Genomic DNA, 21,839 nt, shown 5'->3' on the forward strand with positions numbered 1-21,839 from the left:
TATGAAAACAATTATTGCAGAAAAACCAAGCGTAGCAAGGGAAATAGCCGGCTTGTTGGGAGCATCCGATAAAAAGGACGGCTACCTGACAGGTAACGGCTATTTTGTTACGTGGGCATTCGGTCATTTAATAGGACTGGGAATGCCCGAAGACTACGGCATTTCGGGATTTGATAAAGCATCCCTGCCGATATTGCCCAACCCTTTTTTATTGACCGTCCGCAAGGTCAAAAAAGACAAAGAGTACACTGCCGATACTGGCGCATTAAAGCAACTGAAAGTTATCGAACAGCTTTTTAGCCGTAGCAACAGCATTATTGTTGCTACCGATGCAGGACGTGAGGGCGAATTGATATTTCGCTATATCTACGAATACCTTAAATGCAACAAACCCTTTGAACGCCTTTGGATAAGTTCGCTTACCGAAAAAGCCATAAAACAAGGCTTTGATAATCTAAAAGACGGGGCAGCATTTGACGGATTGCATCAGGCGGCACAAGGCAGAAGCCGAGCCGATTGGCTTGTGGGCATCAATGCTACACAGGCATTGAGCATAGCCGCAGGCAATGGTATCTATTCGCTCGGAAGAGTACAAACGCCCACACTGGCTTTGATATGTAAACGCTACCTCGACAATAAGAATTTCACGGTAAAGAAATACTGGCAGATACAATTATCGCACAATAAAGCGCAGGTTGATTTCAAAAGCATTTCCGTAACCAAATGGGAAGAAAAGCAGCTTGCCGATGATACCCTTAAAGCTATTCAGCGTGGTACAAAGGCAACAGTTACATCAGCAGCAACCAAAAGCGTTACAGAACAACCGCCCTTGCTTTTCGACCTGACAGGCTTACAAAAGGAAGCCAATAAAAGGCTGAAATTATCTGCTGAAGCAACGCTCAATATCGCACAAAGCCTGTACGAAAAGAAGTTTATCACTTACCCACGTACCGGAAGCAAATACATCCCTGAAGATATGTGGGCAGAAATTCCAAACCTTGTGCGGGCTTTGCAGAACCGGGAAGATTGCAAGCAAGCTCTAACCAAAATCAAATGGGGACGGTTCAACAAACGTATCGTGAATGACCTCCGTGTAACGGACCATCACGGTTTGTTGATTACGGACAAAGTGCCGTCGGTACTTAATGCAGACGAAAACAAGATTTACAATATGATTGCGCTTCGATTGCTCGAAGCCATATCACAAGCCTGTGTCAAAGAAATAACCGATGTATCATTACAGGTATTGCATTACGACTTTATGGCAAAAGGCTGTAAAATTCAGGAAGCAGGTTGGCGTTCCATCAAAGGGAGTTTTACAGACGATGGCGAAGAACCAGTGCAGGAATTACCTGAACTGCATAAAGGCGACGAACTTGCCATAAAGGAAGCCGCCGTTTTGGAAAAGCAGACCAAACCGCCAGTGCTTTACAGCGAAGCCGGGCTTTTGTCGGCTATGGAAACCGCAGGGAAAGAAATCGAGAACGAGGAAGAACGAAAAGCCCTCAAAAATATCGGTATCGGTACTCCTGCAACAAGAGCCGCCATTATCGAAACCCTGTTTACCCGCAATTATATCCAACGGGATAAACGTTCTTTAATCCCTACTGAAAAAGGATTACAGGTGTACGGGCTTGTTAAAGACCGGAAAATTGCGGATGTGGCAATGACCGCCGAATGGGAACTGGCATTGCAGAAAATCGAGAACAACGAAGCGGATGCCGGAACATTCCAAAAGGAAATGGAAACCTATGCGAAATCCATTACCGATGAACTGCTGCAAACCTCTATTGCAAGCACCAATCAGCCGAAACTGACCTGCCCGAAATGTAAAAGTCAGCAACTCATTATCCGTGACAAAATTGTGAAATGCCCTGATGAGGCTTGTAACTGGGTACAGTTCCGCACCGTCTGCGGTGTACAAATCAGTATCGAAAACATAACAAGCCTTGTCAATAAAGGCAAAACCTCTCTTATCAAAGGAATGACAAGCAAAGCCGGAAAGAAATTCGATGCTTATATCGTGCTGAAAGAGAATGCGGAAAGTTCTTTTGAGTTTGAGAAAAACAAAAGCAGTAAACGCAATGGAAAATAAACTGTCAATCATACCCAAAGAAATCAGAAACCTGATTTATACTATCCGGGGCAAACAGGTAATGTTGGATAGCGACCTCGCTGCCTTATATCAGGTAGAAACAAAGAACCTGAACAAAGCCGTAAAAAGAAATATTGAGCGTTTTCCAGTATCATTCTGTTTTCAACTGACCGAAGAGGAAATTGAAAACTTGAGGTTCCAAATTGGAACCTCAAGTTTAAACTACGGCGGCAGACGTTATTTGCCCTATGTTTTTACCGAACAGGGCGTTGCAATGGCATCTGCCATACTCCGTTCTGATATAGCCGTTAAAATGAGTGTGGAAATAATGAATGCTTTTGTTGAAATGCGAAAAATGCTCATTAGCAACGCTTCTTTGTTCCATCGTTTGGATAATATCGAATTAAAGCAACTGGAAGCCGACCAAAAATTTGAAGAGATTTTTAAGGCTTTGGAAAGCGACAAGCTGTACAGCGAGAAAGGTATTTTCTACAATGGGCAGGTATTTGATGCCTACGCCTTTGTTTCCGATATTATCCGAAGTGCCAAAAGCTCAATTATCTTGCTTGATAATTATGTGGATGATACGGTGCTTACTTTGTTGGGTAAGCGTAAGACTACTGTAACCGCTACAATCCTTACCAAAAGCATCAGTAATCAGCTACGATTAGATTTACAACGCTACAATAGCCAATATCCTCCGATAGACATTGAAGTGTTTTCTGATGCCCACGACCGTTTTTTGATTATTGACCATTCAGAACTCTACCATATCGGGGCATCGCTCAAAGACCTGGGCAAAAATTGGTTTGCCTTTTCAAGAATGGATATTGAACTTGGTAGAGTTTTGCAGATTTTAAACAAGTAAAAAAATCCCCTCCGATATTTCGGAGGGGAATGGTGCATAATCCTTAATAATTTAGTGACAGCCCTATACCCAAGCCCATATCACTATCATAGTGTGTACGAATACCTATATTCTTATTGATGATATACTTCAAGTCTGCCATATATTCCATATCGGTATTGACCATAAAACCAGCTCTTAATCTTTTTGAAATTGGTATATCTTCTCGCATTAAAGACAGGCGAACGATACCATCGTGATATACTTCTGCCTGAAAATTGACTAACATTGGCAAGGTGTACATAAAACCTAAACTAAAGGCTCTACGTGTATCTTTTTCGTTTTTCTGCCCGAATAAATTGGTTTCGTGTTCATCTATTCCCATTTTACGGTAACGCCAGTCAAAGCCTATAAATGGCATAAACCACTGCATTTTTCCGATGTATCTTCCTAAATGTGTTTCTACTTCGTAACCGTGCATATCATTGTAACCTAAACGCCATTCTGTGCCTAAACTCCATCTTGCATTTTGAAACATTGCCTCGCCATCATTACCATTGGTTGCAAAATCGTTCTGTGCCATAAAATGTGGCATATTGCTCTCTCTCTGTAATTTATTGTATGCTTGTTTCTTGTTGGGTAAGTTTGGATTTTTATAGTCATCCACAGCAAAAACCCTGTTCATCCCCGACATCATATGATATAGGATATGGCAATGGAAAAACCAATCTCCTTCTTCGTTTGCCAAAAATTCAATGGTATCTGTTTCCATTGGCATTATATCTAACACATTTTTCAGTGGTGATTTTTCGCCTTTACCGTTGATTACCCTGAAATCGAAACCGTGCAGGTGCATCGGGTGGCGCATCATTGAGTTGTTATATATGGTAATTCGTAAAATTTCTCCTTTTTTTACGGGTATTTTATCGGTTTCAGAAAGTATTTTATTATCCATACTCCATACATATCGGTTCATATTTCCCGTAAGGGTAAACTTCAATTCTTTGACCGGAGCATCTTTAGGAAGTTCCGTATTGTAAGGAGATTGCAACATTGCATAATTCAGCGTTTTGATTTCTCCCAAAGCATTTGCATTGTAACGGTTGGGGTCATTATCCATATTCATATTGTGCCCGCTATGGTCTTCTTTAGGTTTAGCCTCTCCAGTAATTTCGGGATACATTACCACATTCATATCCATTTGGTTCAGGCTCATTTTCATACCCATATCGTCCAAATCTCCATTCATCTTCATCATATCGTTCATCATCTTCATCCCCTCAAAATATTTCAATCTTGGGAGTGGCGATATTAACTGTTTGATACCATTGCCTACAAAATAGCTTGCCGATTGTGTTCTGTCTTCGGTTGTGGCTAAAAACTCGTAGGCAACTCCATCGTCAGGAATTGTTACCACAATATCATAAGTTTCGGAAACCGCAATGATTAATCTATCTACCTCTACTGGCTCTACATCATTACCATCATTGGCTACTACTGTAATTTTACCGCCTGCATATCGTAACCAAAAATAGGATGATGCTCCGCCGTTTGATACTCTTAATCTTACTTTATCTCCTGCTTTTAGTTTTTTGCCATCAACTGTTTTTAAATCGGTAGTATGATTTCCGTTGATTAATATTTTGTCATAATACACATCGCTTACGTCCATTGCCAACATACGTTTCCATTCGTTGGTCAATTTGGTTTTGAAATGACCGTCTTTGATGGCTTCCGCATAGGACTGTGTAGCATTCTTTTTTATCGCTGCCCAATCATTGGCGTTGTGCAACATACGGTTAATGTTATCGGGATTTAGGTTTGTCCATTCGCTTAAAATGATGGGTACGGTCGGCAAATCATCAATTCCTTTTCTAAAGGTTTTATCGTCATCACGCTTTTTCATCACAAAACTGCCATACATTCCAATCTGCTCCTGCAAACCTGAATGGGAATGATACCAATGCGTTCCGTGTTGGATAATCGGAAAACGATAGGTATATGTTGTTCCTGGTTCAATAGGCTTTTGTGTAAGCCAAGGCACACCATCTTCTTTGTTGGGCAAAAACACGCCGTGCCAATGCAGTGATGTACTTTCTTTTAATTGGTTATGCACCACAATCTCGGCAGTGTCGCCCTCAGTAAATGTGAGCGTTGGCATTGGTATCTGACCGTTTACTGCAATAGCCCTTTTTTCTTTTCCTGCATAGTTCACAAGCGTATCTTTTACATACAGCTCGTATCGCACTACTTTTTGTGCGAAGAGGGATTGCGAACATAGCAGTATAAAAACTCCCTGTAGCAATCTTATGGTAATATTTCTGGGTATATTCATTTTTATATTTTTTATTAATGAAACTTACTCCTGCTCTTTTAACCAATTGGTTAATATTTTGATTTGCTCATCATTCAGTTTTGTATTTTTATGCATCATTGTATATGATGATAAGGGCATTTGCTTCGTTTCTATTTGTTCTTTGATTGAGTTTAATAATCTTTCTTGTTTCCTGTTTGTGTATGTACCCCATTCATTGAAATTCAAATCTTCTTTTGCGTTGTTAATATGATTTTCTACTATGGCTCTCGCAGGCTGTATATAATCGTACCAAACGTATTTGGTATTGTTGCTATGACAATCGTAGCAAGAGGTTTGGAGCATCGCTTTTACTTCAACAGGCATTTTATAGACTTGCGTAAAATCGGTGGTGTAAACCTGCCCTTTATCTACATTAAGGGCAGGCTGATAAAATTGAATTGCAATAAAAATAAACAGCACTATTGCTAAAATTATCTTTAATACTTTCTTCATTTAGAACTCTTTTTTTACAGAACCGCAGGTAAGCATCTGATTACCGTAATATGGATTTTTTATTGCTTTGGCTTCGCTAATCCAAACCGCACCTTTACCATCATTGTACATTGGGCAATAGTCCTGATATAGTTTTTGTGTAGTCCCAAATAATGCAATAAGGTCGGAAACATCTTTACTTAACGATGCTAAATGCTCTCTTTGATGGTCTATTTTGCCAGCATTGTCGCCAATGTGTTCCGCATTTTCCTTAGCATTTTCGAAAATATCCATAAACTCCTTATGCTTGTTGGCAGGTATGGTTTTCAGATCCACCTTGTTTAAATTAGCAAAAAGTTGTTTTCCTGCATTAGCCGCTGCTCTGTCATTATCTGCAACGAGTGCATTTTTTAAAACAAGATAATCCTTAACAATAGGTGCAATAGAGAAGTTTTGCGATACCTCTTTTACTTCTTGTTGTTCAGTTTTTTTTGCTGTGGCATCTATTAATGCCATTGTACTATCTGTATCATTTTGTGTTGCTGATGACAAATCTTGAGTTTCTGATATTGTTGTACTGTCATTAGCTTGCTGGTCGTTGCTTTTATTTGAAGACTGATTGCACGAAAGTGATATTATTGCAACCGTTGCCAATGCGATGGAGAAAAATATATTTTTCATTTTAATGCTATTTAATGTTATTACAGAAATTTTTGTTGTTTACTTGTTTTCAAATTCTTTCAGCTTTCGCTTCATAAATTCGATTTCCTTTGCTTGTGTTTCCAGTACGTTCTTTTGTAGCTCAATTAATTAGGGATCGGTAAGCTTAGCTTTTTTGGACATTAATACTGCTGATGCGTGATGCGGTATCATCCCTTTTACAAATTGCTTATCGCCCACATTTATTTGCTCCCTAATGCCAAACCACGAAAAGATACCAATCGCAAGAGAAACCGCAATGACTGCCCAATTGATTTTTTTGTTTTGATACATTCCTTTCATTATCAATAATTCAATAATCAGTATTGCTGAAACCATCAGCAGCGTCATATATAAATTGTTGATGTTCGGGATAAGATTATTCAATCCTTCAATCATAGCATACATAATAAAATACATAGCTATAAACATTGCAACAGCCATTACAGCAAAGCGTTTGTACATTGCTAAAGAGTAATTGGGGTTATTTTCTTCACTCTTTTGTTTATGTTGCATTCCGTGTTGGTTTTCATACTTTCCATAACAATTATTTTTTGTTTGCTATTTAATAGTTTCCTGCACACTACCACAGTTAAGCATTTGAGAGCCGTAATACGGGTTTTTAACAGCCTCTTCCTTACTTAACCAATTTGCACCTTTACCATTGTTATACATTGGACAATGCTGATAATAAACAGGTGTCTCTTGTTTAGATACCTTAGCTAATTCGTACATATTTTTAGAAAGCAAAGCGAAAGTTTCCCTTTGTTTTGCAACATCTTTAGAAGCAGCAATCTTTTCGGCATTAGCCGTTAAATCTTTCATTACTTTCATCCAAACGGTATGTTCGTCGGTAGAAAGTTTTGTCATCTCTACCGCTTTGATGGCTTTGACCAATTCTACCGCTTTTGCCGAAGAAGTACCTGCATCGGTTTTTACCAAGGCATCTTTTACCGAAAAGTAGTTATCGAAAACGGCTTTTAACTGTGGTACATTTTGCGTTTCAGTGATATTTTTTTGAGCCATACCGCTTTGGTTATGATTGGCGTGTTCATTTTTCATATCCATAGCAGCATCTTTGGTTTTTGCTACTGGCTTTAGTTCTCTGCTGTACTGGCAACATCCCGGAAGTTTAGCATAAACATCATCAGGAGCTAAGAATTTTTCGCTGTCGTAACCAGCCAAAGCGATACGTTTCAATATTTCATCCTGATTTGTTTTTTTATCATCATAGCTGAGTGTAGCCATTTTGCTGTCTTTATTCCATTCTACAGCAGCTATATTTTTTATATTTCCTGCCTTTTCGATGGTTGTTTTACACATTCCGCAATTGCCGTAAATTTTTACGGTTTCTGTTTTCGCATTTTTGATTTGTGCGAAACTGTTTATTGATGATAGTAATACGCCGATTACCATCACTATTTTTGATAATGATTTCATTTTGAAAATTTTAATTTAATAAGATATACAAAAGGGGTGCGAAAACTGGATTGGGTTTTCGACAAGACATACCTGTGGCTGTCAAGCAACAGATTTAGCTTATTTTAGGCGGTAGCCAAATGGAGAAAAAGCCTGAAGAATAATAGGCTTGTTTGAAACCGAATTTTTGCTTTTTTGCTTCTGCAAACAGATTTTTTGCTTTCAATTCGATTACAACAGGTACACTTAAAGAAGTTGTTGAAGCACCGCATCTGCAAGAACTGTGTTTGCAATTGCCTCCGCAGTCGTGACCATCCTTACATTTTTTACAGGACTTGTCCTTGCAACTGTTTTTGTGCTGCGATTTTTCAGATTTTTCTTTTGAGCAGGATTTTTGTTCCGTCTTAGTTGTTTTTTTGGCGCAGGCATAGCTTATGCTCGGCATAAGGAAAAATCCCAAACACAGTAAGAGAACAAAGCTGATATGTTTACCCAAATTTTTCAACACTACAAAGTTACAAATAAGATTATCTTTTTTTGATGGCTTTCCCTCTTTTTTTGGTGTTTGATACCAAATGTTTAATAAAGCCGCATTTTTTTTCCATTTTTAAAGATATAATGCCCTTTTTATCAGGTCAGGTTGCTAAAAAGGGCATTATAAATTCAATATATTAAGCGTTTAAAGGTTCGATTTTAAAGCCTGCTTTTTGTACTGTTTCAATTACCTGGTCTTCGGTAATACCCTCTGATTTTATTGTAAGTACCTTGTCTTTATTGGCGGTGTCAACTTCCCAATGGCAGATGCCCTCTGCATTGTCCAAATGCGGCTTTACAGATGCTATACAACCGCCACAATTGATGTTCGTCTTAAATTGAAATTCTTTATTTTCCATTGTCTTAAATTTTGATTGTTGTTTGATACCACAAATTTCAGCACTATACCGTTCTGTATTGTTGTGGAATTTCTTATTTGATTTGTGATATTTAATGTTTTATTTTTTCCACTTCAACCGCAGGCTGTTAGTTACCACGCTCACGCTGCTCAATGCCATTGCTGCACCTGCAATCATCGGGTTCAGCAGGAAGCCATTTATTGGGAATAAGATACCTGCCGCAATAGGAATGCCGATTAAATTATAGATGAATGCCCAAAACAGATTTTGCTTAATAGTGGCTACGGTCTGTTTTGAAAGTTTTATTGCCTGTGGTATTTTGGTAAGGTCTGATGAAATAATGGTCATCTTGGCAACATCCAATGCAATGTCGGAACCTTTACCCATTGCAATACTTACATCGGCTGTTGCCAAAGCTGTGCTGTCATTAATACCGTCGCCAACCATTGCCACTACTTTGCCTTTGCTTTGAAGTTCCTTTACAAAATCGGCTTTGTGCTGTGGCAATACCTCTGCCTTGTAATGCCCGATGCCAGTTTGCTTTGCAATGGCTTTTGCAGTGGCTTCATTATCGCCCGTAAGCATATACAATTCTATGCCCATATCCTGCATTTGCCGGATGGCTTCGACCGATGTTTCTTTGATTTTATCAGAAATGACGATAACGGAAAGCGCCTGTTTGCTGTCGGCAAACCAAATAACTGTTTTGGATTGTTTTCCCCATTCATCCGCTTGCTTTTGCAGTTGCTCCGCAATGGTAATGTTGTTTTCTGCCAATAGCTTTTTATTGCCTACAAAATAGGTTTCGTTGTTGTGATTGGCTTTTGCACCTTTTCCTGTAATACTATCGAACAGTGATAAAGTAGTGGTTTGTACACCGTCTAAATGTTTCACTACCGCTTCTGCCAATGGGTGTTCGGATTGCTTTTCGATGCTTAATAAAATATCTTTCGTTGCATCATCATTGTTTAGCCATTCGATACCTGTTACCTCTGGTCTACCCTCTGTTATCGTTCCTGTTTTATCTAAAATAATGGCATCAACTTTTTTGGCTAATTCCAAACTTTCGGCATCCTTTATCAGAATACCGTTTTCAGCACCTTTGCCAACGCCAACCATTATAGCGGTAGGCGTAGCCAATCCCAAAGCACAAGGGCAGGCAATAACCAATACCGTAACAGCCGCTAACAATCCCTGAACTATGCCATTGTTGCCGCCTAAAATAAACCATAGGATAAATGTGAGAATAGCAATCCCTATCACAACGGGAACAAAAATTCCTGCAATCTTATCTACCAACTTTTGTACTGGTGCTTTACTGCCTTGCGCATCCTGAACCATTTTGATGATATGGGCAAGCATTGTTTCCCTTCCGACTTTAACCGCTTTGAATTGGAAACTTCCTTTTTGGTTAATCGTTCCCGCAAATACTTTTTCGTTTTCTTTTTTCTGTACAGGTACAGGCTCGCCACTCAACATACTTTCATCAACGTAGGAACTGCCCGAAGTAACCATACCGTCCACCGCAATCTTTTCGCCCGGCTTTACAAGAATAACATCGCCTGCGTTTACCTCTTCAATAGCGGTTTGTTTTTCGGTTCCATTCGCTTGTATAACAATAACGGTCTTGGGTTGTAAGCCCATCAGTTTTTTAATGGCTGAAGAGGTATTGCCTTTGGCTTTTTCTTCCAATAGTTTCCCTAACAGGATAAATGCGACAATTACGGCTGCTGCTTCAAAATATACGTGGGCGTGTAGTCCTCTCTGATGCCAAAAATCTGCAAACAACATATTGAATACGCTGAACAGATAAGCGATACCTGTACTCAATGCTACCAGTGTATCCATATTGGCTGAACGATGTTTTGTCTGCTTCCAGGCATTGATGAAAAAATCCCTGCCTAACCACAATACAATAGGAGTAGAGAACAGCCACATTATAGGGGTTGCATAGGGCATATCCATAAAGAACATTGCTATCAATACAACAGGCAATGACAGCGCAATAGCCCATACGGTTTTAGTCTTTAGCTTTTGGAACTTTTCAGCGTGGATAGCTTCTAATGTTTCCTGCTGCTTATTTTCTTCTTCTACCAGTAAATCGTAACCTATGGACTGTATCGCCTTTTGCAGTTTGGTGGCATCGGTCATATTGAGTAGGTATTCCACGGTAAGATTTCCCGTAGCAAAGTTTACGGATGCTTCTATAACGCCCTCCTGATGCTTTACAATACTTTCTACACTGCCTGCACAGGATGCGCAGGTCATTCCCAATACAGGGAATGTATGTTTTACAGTAGAAACGCCGTAACCTAAATCTTTGATTGCTTTTACCGCTGCGCCTATCGCTGCGCTGTTATCTACCGTGATAGCTGCCCTGCGGTTGTTTAGCTCTACTTTGTGGGTTTCGATGCCTTTGACCTGTGCCAATCCTTTTTCAACGATTAACGCACAATGTTCGCTTTCTACATCTTCTAAGGGAAGATAAATAGTTTCTTTATTATTCGTTGCCATATTTGCCTGATTTAATTAACAGTACAAAATTGGCTATTATATGGGTGGGTGCTATTGTGAAATTTTGGAATTTATGTGTAAGATTTACAAACTATCCAATGGCTTCCTTTTATCTTCTTTTATCTGTTTGAAATAGCTCGGTGTCAGCCCTGTAACTTTTTTGAACTGGTTGCTTAGGTAGGACACACTCGAATAGTTTAAACGAAAGGCAATTTCACTCAAAGAAAGCTCATCATATACCAATAGCTCTTTTACCTTTTCTACTTTTTGGGCAATAAAGTATTTTTCAATGGTAGTACCCTCTACCTCCGAAAAGAGATTAGATAAATAATTATAATCGTGGTGCAGTTGACTACTTAGCACATCCGAAAGATTGGTTTTGGCGTGGTTGTCCTGATGATGCACAAGGTCAATAATTATATTTTTTATCTTTTCAATTATGCGGCTTTTTTTATCGTCAATAAGTTCAAAGCCTAATGGAATTAAAACCTTATCTACATTATTTTTTTCTTCGGATGTAATCTCTTTATCCAATACTACCTCTCCAAGTTTGATTTTTTTTACGTTCAGACCTAACTTATCCAATTCATTTTGCACCACCATAATACAGCGGTTGCAAACCATATTTTTAATAAAGAGTGTACTCATATATACCTTTTTACGACCTTAACAAAGGTACAAATTAATCTTTGGCATCATACCATTCTACGCCAAATCCCGCCTTTCAAAGCCAAACCCTGCCACTTCTGCAAAGGGGCTTATGTACTGCTATAATTTTAGGATTTAAGTAAAATTCTAAACAAAATAAGTATGGATGTACAGCAAAAAGACCTGTCGTATTTCAGATTACGACTGCAAGAATTATTAAACAGCAGCTTTCCTGAAAAGGCGCACGACCAAAAATTTATTGACCAACGGTCTTCGTGGGCTGCCAATGCTTATGAGGGTGCTTTCCGTTCGGGAAACGCCATTGAGCAATGCGACGAAATAGCCAACTACATACTTTTTGAGGGCTTGCACTTCTCCAAGTTCAACACGGTTTTCAAAGTGGTATGCAATGAGTTTGATGCCATAATGGCAGACGAGGAGCTGCGACCGTTCGCCCTTAAAATGTTCCCCGTTTGTGAGCCTGTTTTCGCAGGATATGAATTAACCGATGATTTCGCCAACGGAAATGAGTTTGATGTACTCTATACCGAACTGACCGGAACCATCTCAATATGGATTGAGGAAAATGGGCTTCAGTAAGCGGTTCCATCTCCAACAGAATATTGATGCCCTGCGAATTGTTTTTAAACTGGAAAAGGAGAAACGGCAAGCCACCGTAGGCGAAAGACTGCTAATGATGCGATACAGCGGATTTGGCGGTCTTAAATTCGTTCTGAACCCCGTAGAAAACGAAATAGACATCAATCATTGGAGAAAAACAGAACACGACCTTTTTCCACTCACGCAGGAACTCCACCAACTACTCAAAGAAAATTCCGAAGACGATAAGCAATACCGCAAGTATGTGGATAGTCTGAAAAGTTCCGTACTGACGGCTTTTTATACCCCACCAAAAGTTATAGATGCCATTTCATCTGCCTTGCGGGATAATGGTCTGCACATTGATAAATTCCTCGAACCCTCCGCAGGTATCGGTTCATTCATCCAATCCTTTTCGGAAAATCAGAAAGCCAGTGTTACCGCTTATGAAAAGGACTTGCTTACAGGCAAGATTTTAAAGCAGCTTTACCCCGAAATCAATATCCGTATAAACGGCTTTGAGGAAATCCCCGAAAGGGAACAAAACACCTATGATGTAATCGCCAGTAATATCCCTTTTGGCGATACTTCCGTATTTGACCTTTCTTATTCACGCAGTAGAAACAGCGCAAAGGAACAAGCTGCCCGAAGCATACACAATTACTTTTTTCTGAAAGGTGCTGATATGCTCCGTGAGGGCGGTTTGTTGGCTTACATCACTTCACAGGGCATTCTGAACAGCCCTAAGAACGAACCCATACGCAGGGCGTTGATGCAGGATAATAATTTGGTTTCGGTTGTAAGATTGCCTAACAACCTGTTTACCGAATATGCAGGTACGGAAGTCGGCAGCGACCTGATTATCCTGCAAAAAAATACGGCAAAAGAAAATCTGACCGACAGGGAAGATCTGTTTTGCCAAAGCAAGCCATCTGAATACAATATGCCTGGCAATGCGCTCTTTCAGGACAGTACAAGAATTATCCATACCGACCAAAAATTAGATACCGACCCATACGGGCAACCTGCCTTAATCTATACGCATAAAGACGGTGTTGAGGGCATTGCCAAAGATTTGAAGCAAATGCTTTCCGAAGATTTTGGAAAGCATCTGAATTTGAGTTTATACAAAGGCGAACAGAACGACGAGCCTGTTATACAAATTCCTATTGAACCAAAAGTTACACCTCCGGTCATAGACCCTGTAATCATTCAGCAAAAGCCGCAACCTGTACCTACTCCGGTAGTCCGTCAGGAAAGCCCGCAGGAATTAAAGCAACTAAGCATTTTTGACTTGTTTGAAAGTGCGGGCGAACCTGTAATGGTACTTGCTCCGCCTAAAAGAACTACCCAAACTAAAAGGCAAAGCACTAAAAAAAGAAAAGGTACAATAGGTCGTCAGCCCGACCTGTTCAGCAGTGTAAGGCAGCAGCCCTATACACCGCTAAAATCCAATGGTGCTATTAATGGAACCAACCAGGTTAACGACAAAAAACAGGAAGCTATTGGCGACCTGTTTTCACAAACAAACGGTAATGGCCAGTCTGATAAGACAGCCATTGCCACTACCAATATTAATGCTATTCCTGAACCTGCCCCGTACACTGGCGAACTGCAATCACTCCACCGTAACGATTGCCTTGTGGTAGATAACGGTTGGGTTGGTTATCTGCAAGATGTGCAAAGGAACGACGACAAGGCAACAGCAACCTTTCATCCGTTGCAATTGCCGAGCTCACAGAAAGCAAGAGCCGAAGCCTATATAGCCGTAAGGGACAGTTATATCAACCTGTACCAAAAAGAAGCTGAAAAGCAGACCGAGCATAAAGAAGAAAGGGAAACGCTGAACCTCCTGTACGATGGCTTTGTCAAAAAATACGGTAATCTCAATGCTGCCGACAATGCCAAGCTGATAAAGACCGACAGCGCAGGCAAAGAAATCCCCTATCTGGAGCGTATCATTGGCGGCGTAATCCACAAAGCGGATATTTTCAGCCGTCCCGTTAGCTTTTCTACCACTACGTTAGCAACCGACAATCCCGAAGAGGCTTTAGCCGCCTCGCTGAACAAATACGGAAATGTGGATTTGGACTTTATGTCCGAAATCAGCAGCCTGCCTACCGATACCCTTAAAGAAGCCCTGCACGGGCGGTTGTTCTTCAATCCGCTACAACAGGAATACGAAATAGCTGAACGTTGGATTGCAGGTAACGTAGTTGAGAAAGCCGACGACGTAAGAGCCTATCTCGAAAACAATCCCGATGATACCGAAGCCAAAGAAAGCCTTAACGCTTTAGAGGAAGCCCGACCAAAACGTATTGACTTTGAGGAATTGGATTTTAACCTCGGCGAACGGTGGATACCTACTGGGATTTATGCCCGTTTCGCTTCGCACCTGTTTGATGCGGATGTACTGGTTCATTATTCCGAAAGCTCCGACGACTTTTCTGTAAAGTGTCATCAGGGCAATATGCACATTTGGGAAAAATATGCCGTCAAAGCGGAAAGCCGCACGTTTGACGGTATTGCCCTGCTCAAACACGCCCTTGTCAATAACACGCCTGATATTACCAAAAAAGTACTGGTTGGCGACCAAGAGGTTAAAGTACGGGATATGGAAGCCATACAAATGGCGAACACCAAGATTGACGAAATCCGTACCGCCTTTACCGACTGGCTACACGCACAGAACGATGAGTTTAAAAACAGGCTGACCGACCAGTACAACGATACCTTTAATTGTTTCGTTCGCCCAAACTATGACGGAAGCCATCAGGAATTTCCGGGATTAGACCGCAAGGGAGCAGGCATTGAAGACCTGTATTCAAGTCAAAAGGACACCGTTTGGATGATAAAGCTGAACAACGGTGCTATCTGCGACCACGAAGTAGGCGCAGGAAAAACGCTGATAATGTGTACCGCAGCGCAGGAAATGAAGCGTTTGGGATTAGCCCATAAGCCGATGATTATCGGGCTGAAAGCAAATATACCTGCCATTGCCGAAGACTACCGTAAAGCCTATCCACACGCCAAAATCCTTTATCCGGGTATTGATGATTTTACGCCGAAAAAACGCCTGCGGATTTTCGGGAATATTAAAAATAATGATTGGGATTGCGTGATACTTACGCACGACCAGTTCGGAATGATACCGCAATCGCCCGAAATACAAAAGGAAATCCTCGAAATAGAACTGGACAGCGTAGAGCGCAATCTCGATGCCCTGAAATCGCAGGGCAAGGAAGTGACAAGGGGAATGCTCGCCGGGGTAATCAAGCGGAAAGAAAATCTTGAAGTAAAGCTGAAAACGCTGCAACACGATATTGAAAACCGTAAGGATGATATTGTGGACTTTAAGATGATGGGCATAGACCATTTGTTTGTGGACGAAAGCCACCAGTTCAAAAACCTGATGTTCAACACCCGTCATACACGGGTTGCCGGACTGGGGAACGTGGACGGCAGCCAAAAGGCACTGAACCTGCTGTTTGCAATCCGTACCATTCAAGAACGTACCAATGCGGATATGGGCGCAACCTTTCTTTCTGGTACAACCATCAGCAATTCATTAACAGAGCTGTACCTGCTGTTCAAATACCTGCGCCCTCGTGCATTGGAAAAACAGGGCATTCATTCATTTGATGCGTGGGCAGCTATTTACGCAAGGAAAACGACCGATTATGAATTTTCGGTAGCTAACAATATTGTAGCCAAAGAGCGTTTCCGCTACTTTATCAAAGTGCCGGAACTGGCGCAGTTCTATTCTGAAATCACGGATTACAGAACGGCTAAGGATATTGGTATTGACCGCCCCACTAAGAACGAGGTATTGTACAACATACCGCCAACGCCCGACCAAGAAGCCTTTATCCAAAGCCTGATGCAGTTTGCCAAAACGGGCGATGCTACTTTGCTCGGTAGAGAACCATTATCGCAAAGGGAAGAAAAAGCAAAGATGCTCATTGCGACGGACTATGCCCGTAAGATGTCGCTCGATATGCGTATGGTAAGTGGTATCTATGACGACCATCCCGACAATAAGACTTCGCATTGTGCGGCAAACATTGCTAAGTATTACAATCAGTTCAAAGCACAGAAAGGAACGCAGTTCGTTTTCTCCGATTTGGGAACCTATAAGCCAGGCGAATGGAATGTGTACTCCGAAATCAAACGCAAGCTCGTGGAAGACCACGGCATACCTGCGAATGAAGTAAGGTTTATTCAGGAGGCGAAAAATGACAAGCAACGTAGGGAACTTATCAACGGGATGAATGAGGGCAAAATCCGTGTTTTATTTGGTTCTACAAGTATGCTCGGAACTGGCGTAAACGCACAGAAAAGAGCCGTTGCCGTTCATCATTTAGATACACCGTGGCGACCGTCTGACCTTGCCCAAAGGGACGGGCGGGCAATCAGAAAAGGCAATGAGATTGCCAAATTCTTTGCCGATAATAAAGTTGCTGTGATTATCTATGCAGTTGAAAAATCGTTGGACAGTTACAAATTCAACCTGCTGTATAATAAGCAGCTTTTCATCGACCAGTTAAAGACTAACAACCTGACCAAAAGAACGATTGACGAGGGAAGTATGGACGAAAAATCGGGAATGAACTTTTCGGAATATGTGGCAATCCTGTCAGGAAATACAGACCTGTTGGATAAAGCCAAACTGGAAAAACAGATTGCCGGACTGGAAAGCGAAAAGCAGGCGTTCAACCGCTCTAAATCCAGTGCCAAATTTAAGGTACAGGATTATATGGAAATGTTGCAAAGCACTCAATCCCGTTTGAGCCGGATGAGTACCGACTGGGAAAACTTACAGCAACGCCTCCAAAAGCGTTCGGACGGTACAATCGAAAACCCTGTGCTGTTGGATGGTTTGCCGCCCAATGCAAATCCGAAACAAATCGGTGCGAAGCTGAACGAGATTGCGGACAAAGCCCGCACCGCAGGTCAGTATGAAGAGATAGGCAGCTTGTATGGTTTTACGCTGTTGGTCAAAACAGAAATGTCGGAAAAAGAGGGTTCGGATATTCGGGTAAACCGCTTTTTGGTACAGGGCGAGGGAAATATCAAATACACCTACAATAACGGGCTGATGGCAAAGGACCCTGAAACTGCCACAATGAATTTTTTAAGGGCTTTGGAAAAGCTGCCGGGCTTTGTAAAACAGGAACAGGAAAAAATCGCTGAAATACAGAAAGACCTACCTATACTTCAGGAAGTGGTTAACGGTACGTGGTCTAAAGAAAGTCGATTGAGTGAACTTAAAACGGAACTGGCAGCCGTAGAAAGGAAGATACAGCTTTCAATAGAACCTGTTAAGCAAGGGGAAGCAGTCCCGGAGCAGGTAGAAAAGCAGAAAGAAGCTCCAAAGGTTCAGGAAAGTATTATACGGACGAAAGGTGTTCATCTGTCGCGTGGCGTATTGTAATGGTCGTTTACTTTTCGTCCTGTTCGTCCATTTTCTTTATCAGTGCTTCACACAGGCTGTCAAGGAATTTCGTCCGGTTTATCTTACGGGCTTTCAGTTCCATAAATGTGTGGTAAAAATCGCCTAATTCAATATTGAAGGCATCTTCAAAAGTTTTAGCTATCAATTTTATGTCTGCATTCCCATTGTTAAATACACCGTGGGAGTACAGTGCATAAATCAATTCTGTAAGTGCTGTTTTGCTTGCTGTCCATTTCAATGAATTGTCCGAACCCTTTTTCACATTGATGTTATTCAGCCTGTCTTCCAAATAAACTTGTATCAGGTCATTGGCAATTATCTTGGCAACCTTATAATCGTGCGAAGTAGAAAAGCGGTGGTCTGCCTCGAAATAAAAAGTGTCCAACCATAACCTTATATCGTGCTTCCCACGTACAAAAAACTTCTCGTCAACGAAAGAATTGTTACTGCGGTAATACTTGTAAAAATCAAGGTTATTCTCAAAGAACCTTTTTAGCTTTTTTAGTTCTTTGGTAAAATATTTCTTGGTGCGCTTGTTTCCATACGGTCTTCTCGTTTCTATTTTATAGATGGAATTGTAGTAAATGAGCTTTGAAACAATAACAGGTTTCTGATACTTGAAAAAATGGATTTCCTCTTCCATATTTTTAAAGTCGTGCTTCAATACAAATTCCTTTAAATCGGCAAGGCTTTGAATGATAAGCTCTATAACCGCTTCTATTCTTTTTATCGGGCAGTCGGTTTCAATCTCCAGTTCCTGAATTGCAGTTTCTAATTTATGTAATATTTCATTATAGAATTTGTCCATTTAATTTACATTGGATGATGTTCCGGTTATTAAAAAAATGCCTAAATCATAATATTTAGGCATTTTCCTATTTGTTGAATAGGAAAATCAGCATTACATCTAACTCGTCTTTTTATAATTCCAAATCGCCAAGCCGTTCAATAAAACAGCAAATCCAATCATAATAATAAAATGATATTTGATGTCGGAAAAACCGCTTCCTTTCAAAATTATCATTCGTACTACCTCAATAAAATAAGTTACAGGAATACTCTTTGCTATGATGTAAGCCCATTGAGGCATTCCGTCAAGCGGAGTGAACAAGCCACTCATCAGCATAAAAATCATAATGAAGAAAAAGGCTACCGACATTGCCTGCTGTTGTGTTTCGGCAAATGTGGAAATGAGTAATCCCAAACCCAATAAAGCAATCAGATAAATTGACAAATAACCATACAACAAAAGCAAACTTCCGACAGGAACAATGCCGTAAACAAAACGTGCTACAATGAACAAGCCGATACTAAAAATTAACATTCCGATTGCCCAAAACGGAATGAGCTTGCCTAATACAAACTGATATTTCTTAATCGGTGTAACGTTGATTTGTTCAATAGTGCCGACTTCTTTTTCTTTTACAATGTTCAATGCACACATATAAGCCCCTACCATTGTTACCAACACAACCAAAATGCCCGGAACCATAAAAAAACGATAGTTCATAAATGGATTGAACCAATTTGATGAAGCAACGGTAATAACAGGTGCAGTATTATACTTATCGGGTTGTACCCATTGCAAGCGAATATCATTATTGTATGCCGAAATAATCTGTGCGAGATAAGCACCGCCCAAACCTGCTTTTACACCATTGATTGCATTAACAGCAATAAATAATTTTTGCTCATTTTCACGAACTAAGTTCTTTTCAAATCCCTGCGGTATTTCCAAAATCAAATCGGATTTATCTTTTTCAATCTGATTAAATGCACTTTGAAATGAGTTTCCGTAATCTGCCAATTGGAAATATCCCGAAGCGGTAATTTTTGAAATCAGTTGTTGCGAATAAGTAGAATGGTCGTGGTCAACGATTGAAATGTTGATGTTCTTTACTTCGTAATCGGCTGCCAACGGAAGTATGAGCAACTGAACTATCGGCACAACAAAAATCAACGGTAACAACGCTTTATTACGAAAGATTTGTTTGAACTCTTTTTGCAATAAAAATTTTAGCGTTCTCATACCAATCGGGTTTTAAATTTTTTGAAGCTCACTACCAATAAAAAACAAGTCATTCCGAAAAGCACCAATATTTCTTTCCATATAGCACTAAATCCAAGCCCTTTTATCATTATTGATTTTACAATGGTGTAATACCATTTTGAAGGAATGAGGTTACAAATGACCTGCAACGGAACAGGCATATTTTCGATAGGGAACATAAAGCCTGTAAATAACATTGTAGGTACTAACATACCCATCATTGAAATAAGCATTGCTGCTTGCTGCGACTGTGTTACGTTTGAAATCAATAAGCCCAAAGACAAAGCACAAATAATCAACAAGGTGCTTGTTGCGAATAGTAGTAAAACGCTGCCATTTATAGGCATATCCAAAAGCGTAATGCTTAATACAAGAATTATCGTAAGATTGATTAACGACAAAAACAAATACGGAATGGCTTTTGAAATGATAACCAAAAAGGGATTGAAAGGTGAAACTAACAGCACTTCCATTGTGCCTGTTTCTTTTTCCCGAACTATGGAAACGGAAGTCATCATCACACAAATCAGCATTAGCACCAATGCCATTACGCCTGGCACAAAGTTGGTTGCTCCTTTCAATTCGGGATTGTACAACATCCGCAGTTCGGGAACTATACGGAATGGCATTGCATTGTTTTTCATCAACTCCTGCTGATAATCCATAATGATATTGGTTGCGTAATTAGTTAATGTGTTGGCAGTGTTGGGGTCGGAAGCATCGGCAATAATCTGAACTTGTGCCTGATTTAAGTGCAATAAGTCTTTATTGAAATTGGTAGGAAAAATAATTGCCAATTTTGTGTTTCCTTCCTTAAAGGCTTCTTCAATCTGTTTGTGGCTCATTAATGCTTTCTGAATTTCAAAATTCCTGCTTGCTTCTATCTTGTTGATGATTTGTTGTGTGGCTTCATCTTTTGCATAATCGCAAATAACTATTTTGGAATTTTTGATTTCGTTTGTGAGTGCAAAACCAAACAGCACAATCTGCACTATAGGCAAGCCGAATAGCATTAACAGCGTTTTGCTATCACGGAATACGTGATAAAATTCTTTTCTTACAAATGATAAAAACTGTTTCATCTTTAATCTGATTTTCGTTTTGCTCCTCTTGCCAACTTATAAAATACATCGTCCATTGAAGCGGCTGAATATTGTTGTTTTAAATTGGCAGGTGTGTCCAATGCTTTTATTACTCCGTCCACCATCATAGAAATACGGTTGCAGTATTCGGCTTCGTCCATATAGTGGGTAGTTACGAAAATGGTAATACCTCTATCGGCTGCCGAATAAATCAAATCCCAAAACTGCCGTCTTGTTACAGGGTCAACGCCTCCTGTGGGTTCATCTAAAAACACAATTTTAGGTTCGTGTATTACGGCAACTGAAAACGCTAATTTCTGTTTCCAACCCAAAGGCAAAGAAGCCACTAATTTTTTTGCTTCGCTCTGCAATCCCAATGTTTCAATCAGTTCATTGCTTTTTGCGTTTAGTTGCTTATCGGATAAACCATAAATACCGCCAAAGAATTGAATATTTTCTATTACCGTTAAATCTTCGTACAATGAAAATTTTTGGCTCATATAACCGATGTTCTTTTTAATTTCTTCGGTCTGCTTGTAAATGTCAAAACCTGCAATGGTAGCATTGCCCGATGAGGGTTTGGAAAGCCCGCAAAGCATTTTCATTGCGGTTGTTTTTCCTGCACCGTTTGCACCTAAGAAACCGAAAATTTCCCCTTCGTACACTTCAAACGTAACTTCGTTTGTAGCGATGAAATCGCCAAAACGCTTGGTTAATTTCTCTGTTTTTATTACTACTTCGTTTGTCAT

The 21,839-nt window shown here is 40.3% G+C and carries 16 protein-coding genes; 4 read left to right on the plus strand and 12 right to left on the minus strand.

Annotated features, from left to right (window positions below; translation table 11 throughout):
- Position 1 precedes the first annotated feature (1 nt).
- Together M030_RS0104570 and M030_RS0104575 are read left to right on the plus strand one after the other, a co-directional pair.
- The gene (locus M030_RS0104570; protein ID WP_002978408.1) at positions 2 to 2,095 is read left to right on the plus strand and encodes a type IA DNA topoisomerase; all 2,094 of its coding nucleotides are present in this window, start codon (positions 2 to 4) and stop codon (positions 2,093 to 2,095) included.
- A complete protein-coding gene (locus M030_RS0104575; protein WP_002978411.1) occupies positions 2,085 to 2,963 on the plus strand; it encodes an ORF6N domain-containing protein in 879 nt (292 codons plus the stop codon). Before M030_RS0104570 ends, M030_RS0104575 begins: the two co-directional genes overlap by 11 nt.
- A 43-nt stretch (positions 2,964 to 3,006) precedes the next feature.
- Here M030_RS0104575 and M030_RS0104580 read toward each other — a convergent pair whose 3' ends face one another.
- From M030_RS0104580 to M030_RS0104620, 8 genes are all read right to left on the minus strand, one after another.
- Positions 3,007 to 5,277, minus strand: a complete 2,271-nt coding sequence (locus tag M030_RS0104580) for a multicopper oxidase family protein (RefSeq protein WP_002978414.1) — start codon at positions 5,275 to 5,277, stop codon at positions 3,007 to 3,009.
- Positions 5,278 to 5,301: 24 nt separating this feature from the next.
- Positions 5,302 to 5,751, minus strand: coding sequence for a heme-binding domain-containing protein (locus tag M030_RS0104585; RefSeq protein ID WP_002978416.1), 450 nt, complete (start codon positions 5,749 to 5,751; stop codon positions 5,302 to 5,304).
- Positions 5,752 to 6,411 carry a DUF3347 domain-containing protein gene (locus tag M030_RS0104590; RefSeq protein ID WP_002978418.1) on the minus strand — a complete coding sequence of 220 codons (660 nt, stop codon included), beginning with the start codon at positions 6,409 to 6,411 and terminating at the stop codon, positions 5,752 to 5,754.
- Positions 6,412 to 6,540: 129 nt separating this feature from the next.
- A complete protein-coding gene (locus M030_RS23745; RefSeq protein ID WP_002978420.1) occupies positions 6,541 to 6,945 on the minus strand; it encodes a hypothetical protein in 405 nt (134 codons plus the stop codon).
- A gap of 45 nt (positions 6,946 to 6,990) precedes the next feature.
- Positions 6,991 to 7,869 carry a DUF3347 domain-containing protein gene (locus M030_RS0104600; RefSeq protein ID WP_002978422.1) on the minus strand — a complete coding sequence of 293 codons (879 nt, stop codon included), beginning with the start codon at positions 7,867 to 7,869 and terminating at the stop codon, positions 6,991 to 6,993.
- A gap of 650 nt (positions 7,870 to 8,519) precedes the next feature.
- Positions 8,520 to 8,741 carry a heavy-metal-associated domain-containing protein gene (locus M030_RS0104610; RefSeq protein ID WP_002978428.1) on the minus strand — a complete coding sequence of 74 codons (222 nt, stop codon included), beginning with the start codon at positions 8,739 to 8,741 and terminating at the stop codon, positions 8,520 to 8,522.
- A gap of 99 nt (positions 8,742 to 8,840) precedes the next feature.
- Positions 8,841 to 11,255, minus strand: a complete 2,415-nt coding sequence (locus tag M030_RS0104615; RefSeq protein ID WP_002978430.1) for a heavy metal translocating P-type ATPase — start codon at positions 11,253 to 11,255, stop codon at positions 8,841 to 8,843.
- 84 nt (positions 11,256 to 11,339) lie between these two features.
- Positions 11,340 to 11,903 carry a helix-turn-helix domain-containing protein gene (locus tag M030_RS0104620; RefSeq protein ID WP_002978432.1) on the minus strand — a complete coding sequence of 188 codons (564 nt, stop codon included), beginning with the start codon at positions 11,901 to 11,903 and terminating at the stop codon, positions 11,340 to 11,342.
- A 162-nt stretch (positions 11,904 to 12,065) separates the two neighbouring features.
- Here M030_RS0104620 and M030_RS0104625 point away from each other — a divergent pair, with 162 nt between their 5' ends.
- Complete coding sequence (locus tag M030_RS0104625) at positions 12,066 to 12,503, plus strand: DUF1896 domain-containing protein (RefSeq protein WP_002978435.1); 438 nt, start codon at positions 12,066 to 12,068, stop codon at positions 12,501 to 12,503.
- Positions 12,490 to 17,937, plus strand: a complete 5,448-nt coding sequence (locus M030_RS0104630; protein WP_002978437.1) for an N-6 DNA methylase — start codon at positions 12,490 to 12,492, stop codon at positions 17,935 to 17,937. Before M030_RS0104625 ends, M030_RS0104630 begins: the two co-directional genes overlap by 14 nt.
- Positions 17,938 to 17,944: 7 nt before the next feature.
- Here the strand turns inward: M030_RS0104630 and M030_RS0104635 are convergent, their stop codons facing one another.
- The 4 genes from M030_RS0104635 to M030_RS0104650 form a co-directional block, all read right to left on the minus strand.
- Positions 17,945 to 18,766 carry an RteC domain-containing protein gene (locus tag M030_RS0104635; RefSeq protein WP_002978441.1) on the minus strand — a complete coding sequence of 274 codons (822 nt, stop codon included), beginning with the start codon at positions 18,764 to 18,766 and terminating at the stop codon, positions 17,945 to 17,947.
- Between the two features lie 99 nt (positions 18,767 to 18,865).
- A complete protein-coding gene (locus M030_RS0104640; protein ID WP_002978443.1) occupies positions 18,866 to 19,987 on the minus strand; it encodes an ABC transporter permease in 1,122 nt (373 codons plus the stop codon).
- Entirely contained in the window at positions 19,984 to 21,090 is a 1,107-nt protein-coding gene (locus M030_RS0104645; protein WP_002978445.1) for an ABC transporter permease, read from the minus strand. Before M030_RS0104645 ends, M030_RS0104640 begins: the two co-directional genes overlap by 4 nt.
- A gap of 2 nt (positions 21,091 to 21,092) precedes the next feature.
- A complete protein-coding gene (locus M030_RS0104650) occupies positions 21,093 to 21,839 on the minus strand; it encodes an ABC transporter ATP-binding protein (RefSeq protein WP_002978447.1) in 747 nt (248 codons plus the stop codon).

Origin of the sequence: Chryseobacterium sp. UNC8MFCol, assembly GCF_000482305.1 — a bacterium.
Classification (GTDB): Bacteria; Bacteroidota; Bacteroidia; order Flavobacteriales; family Weeksellaceae; genus Chryseobacterium; species Chryseobacterium indologenes.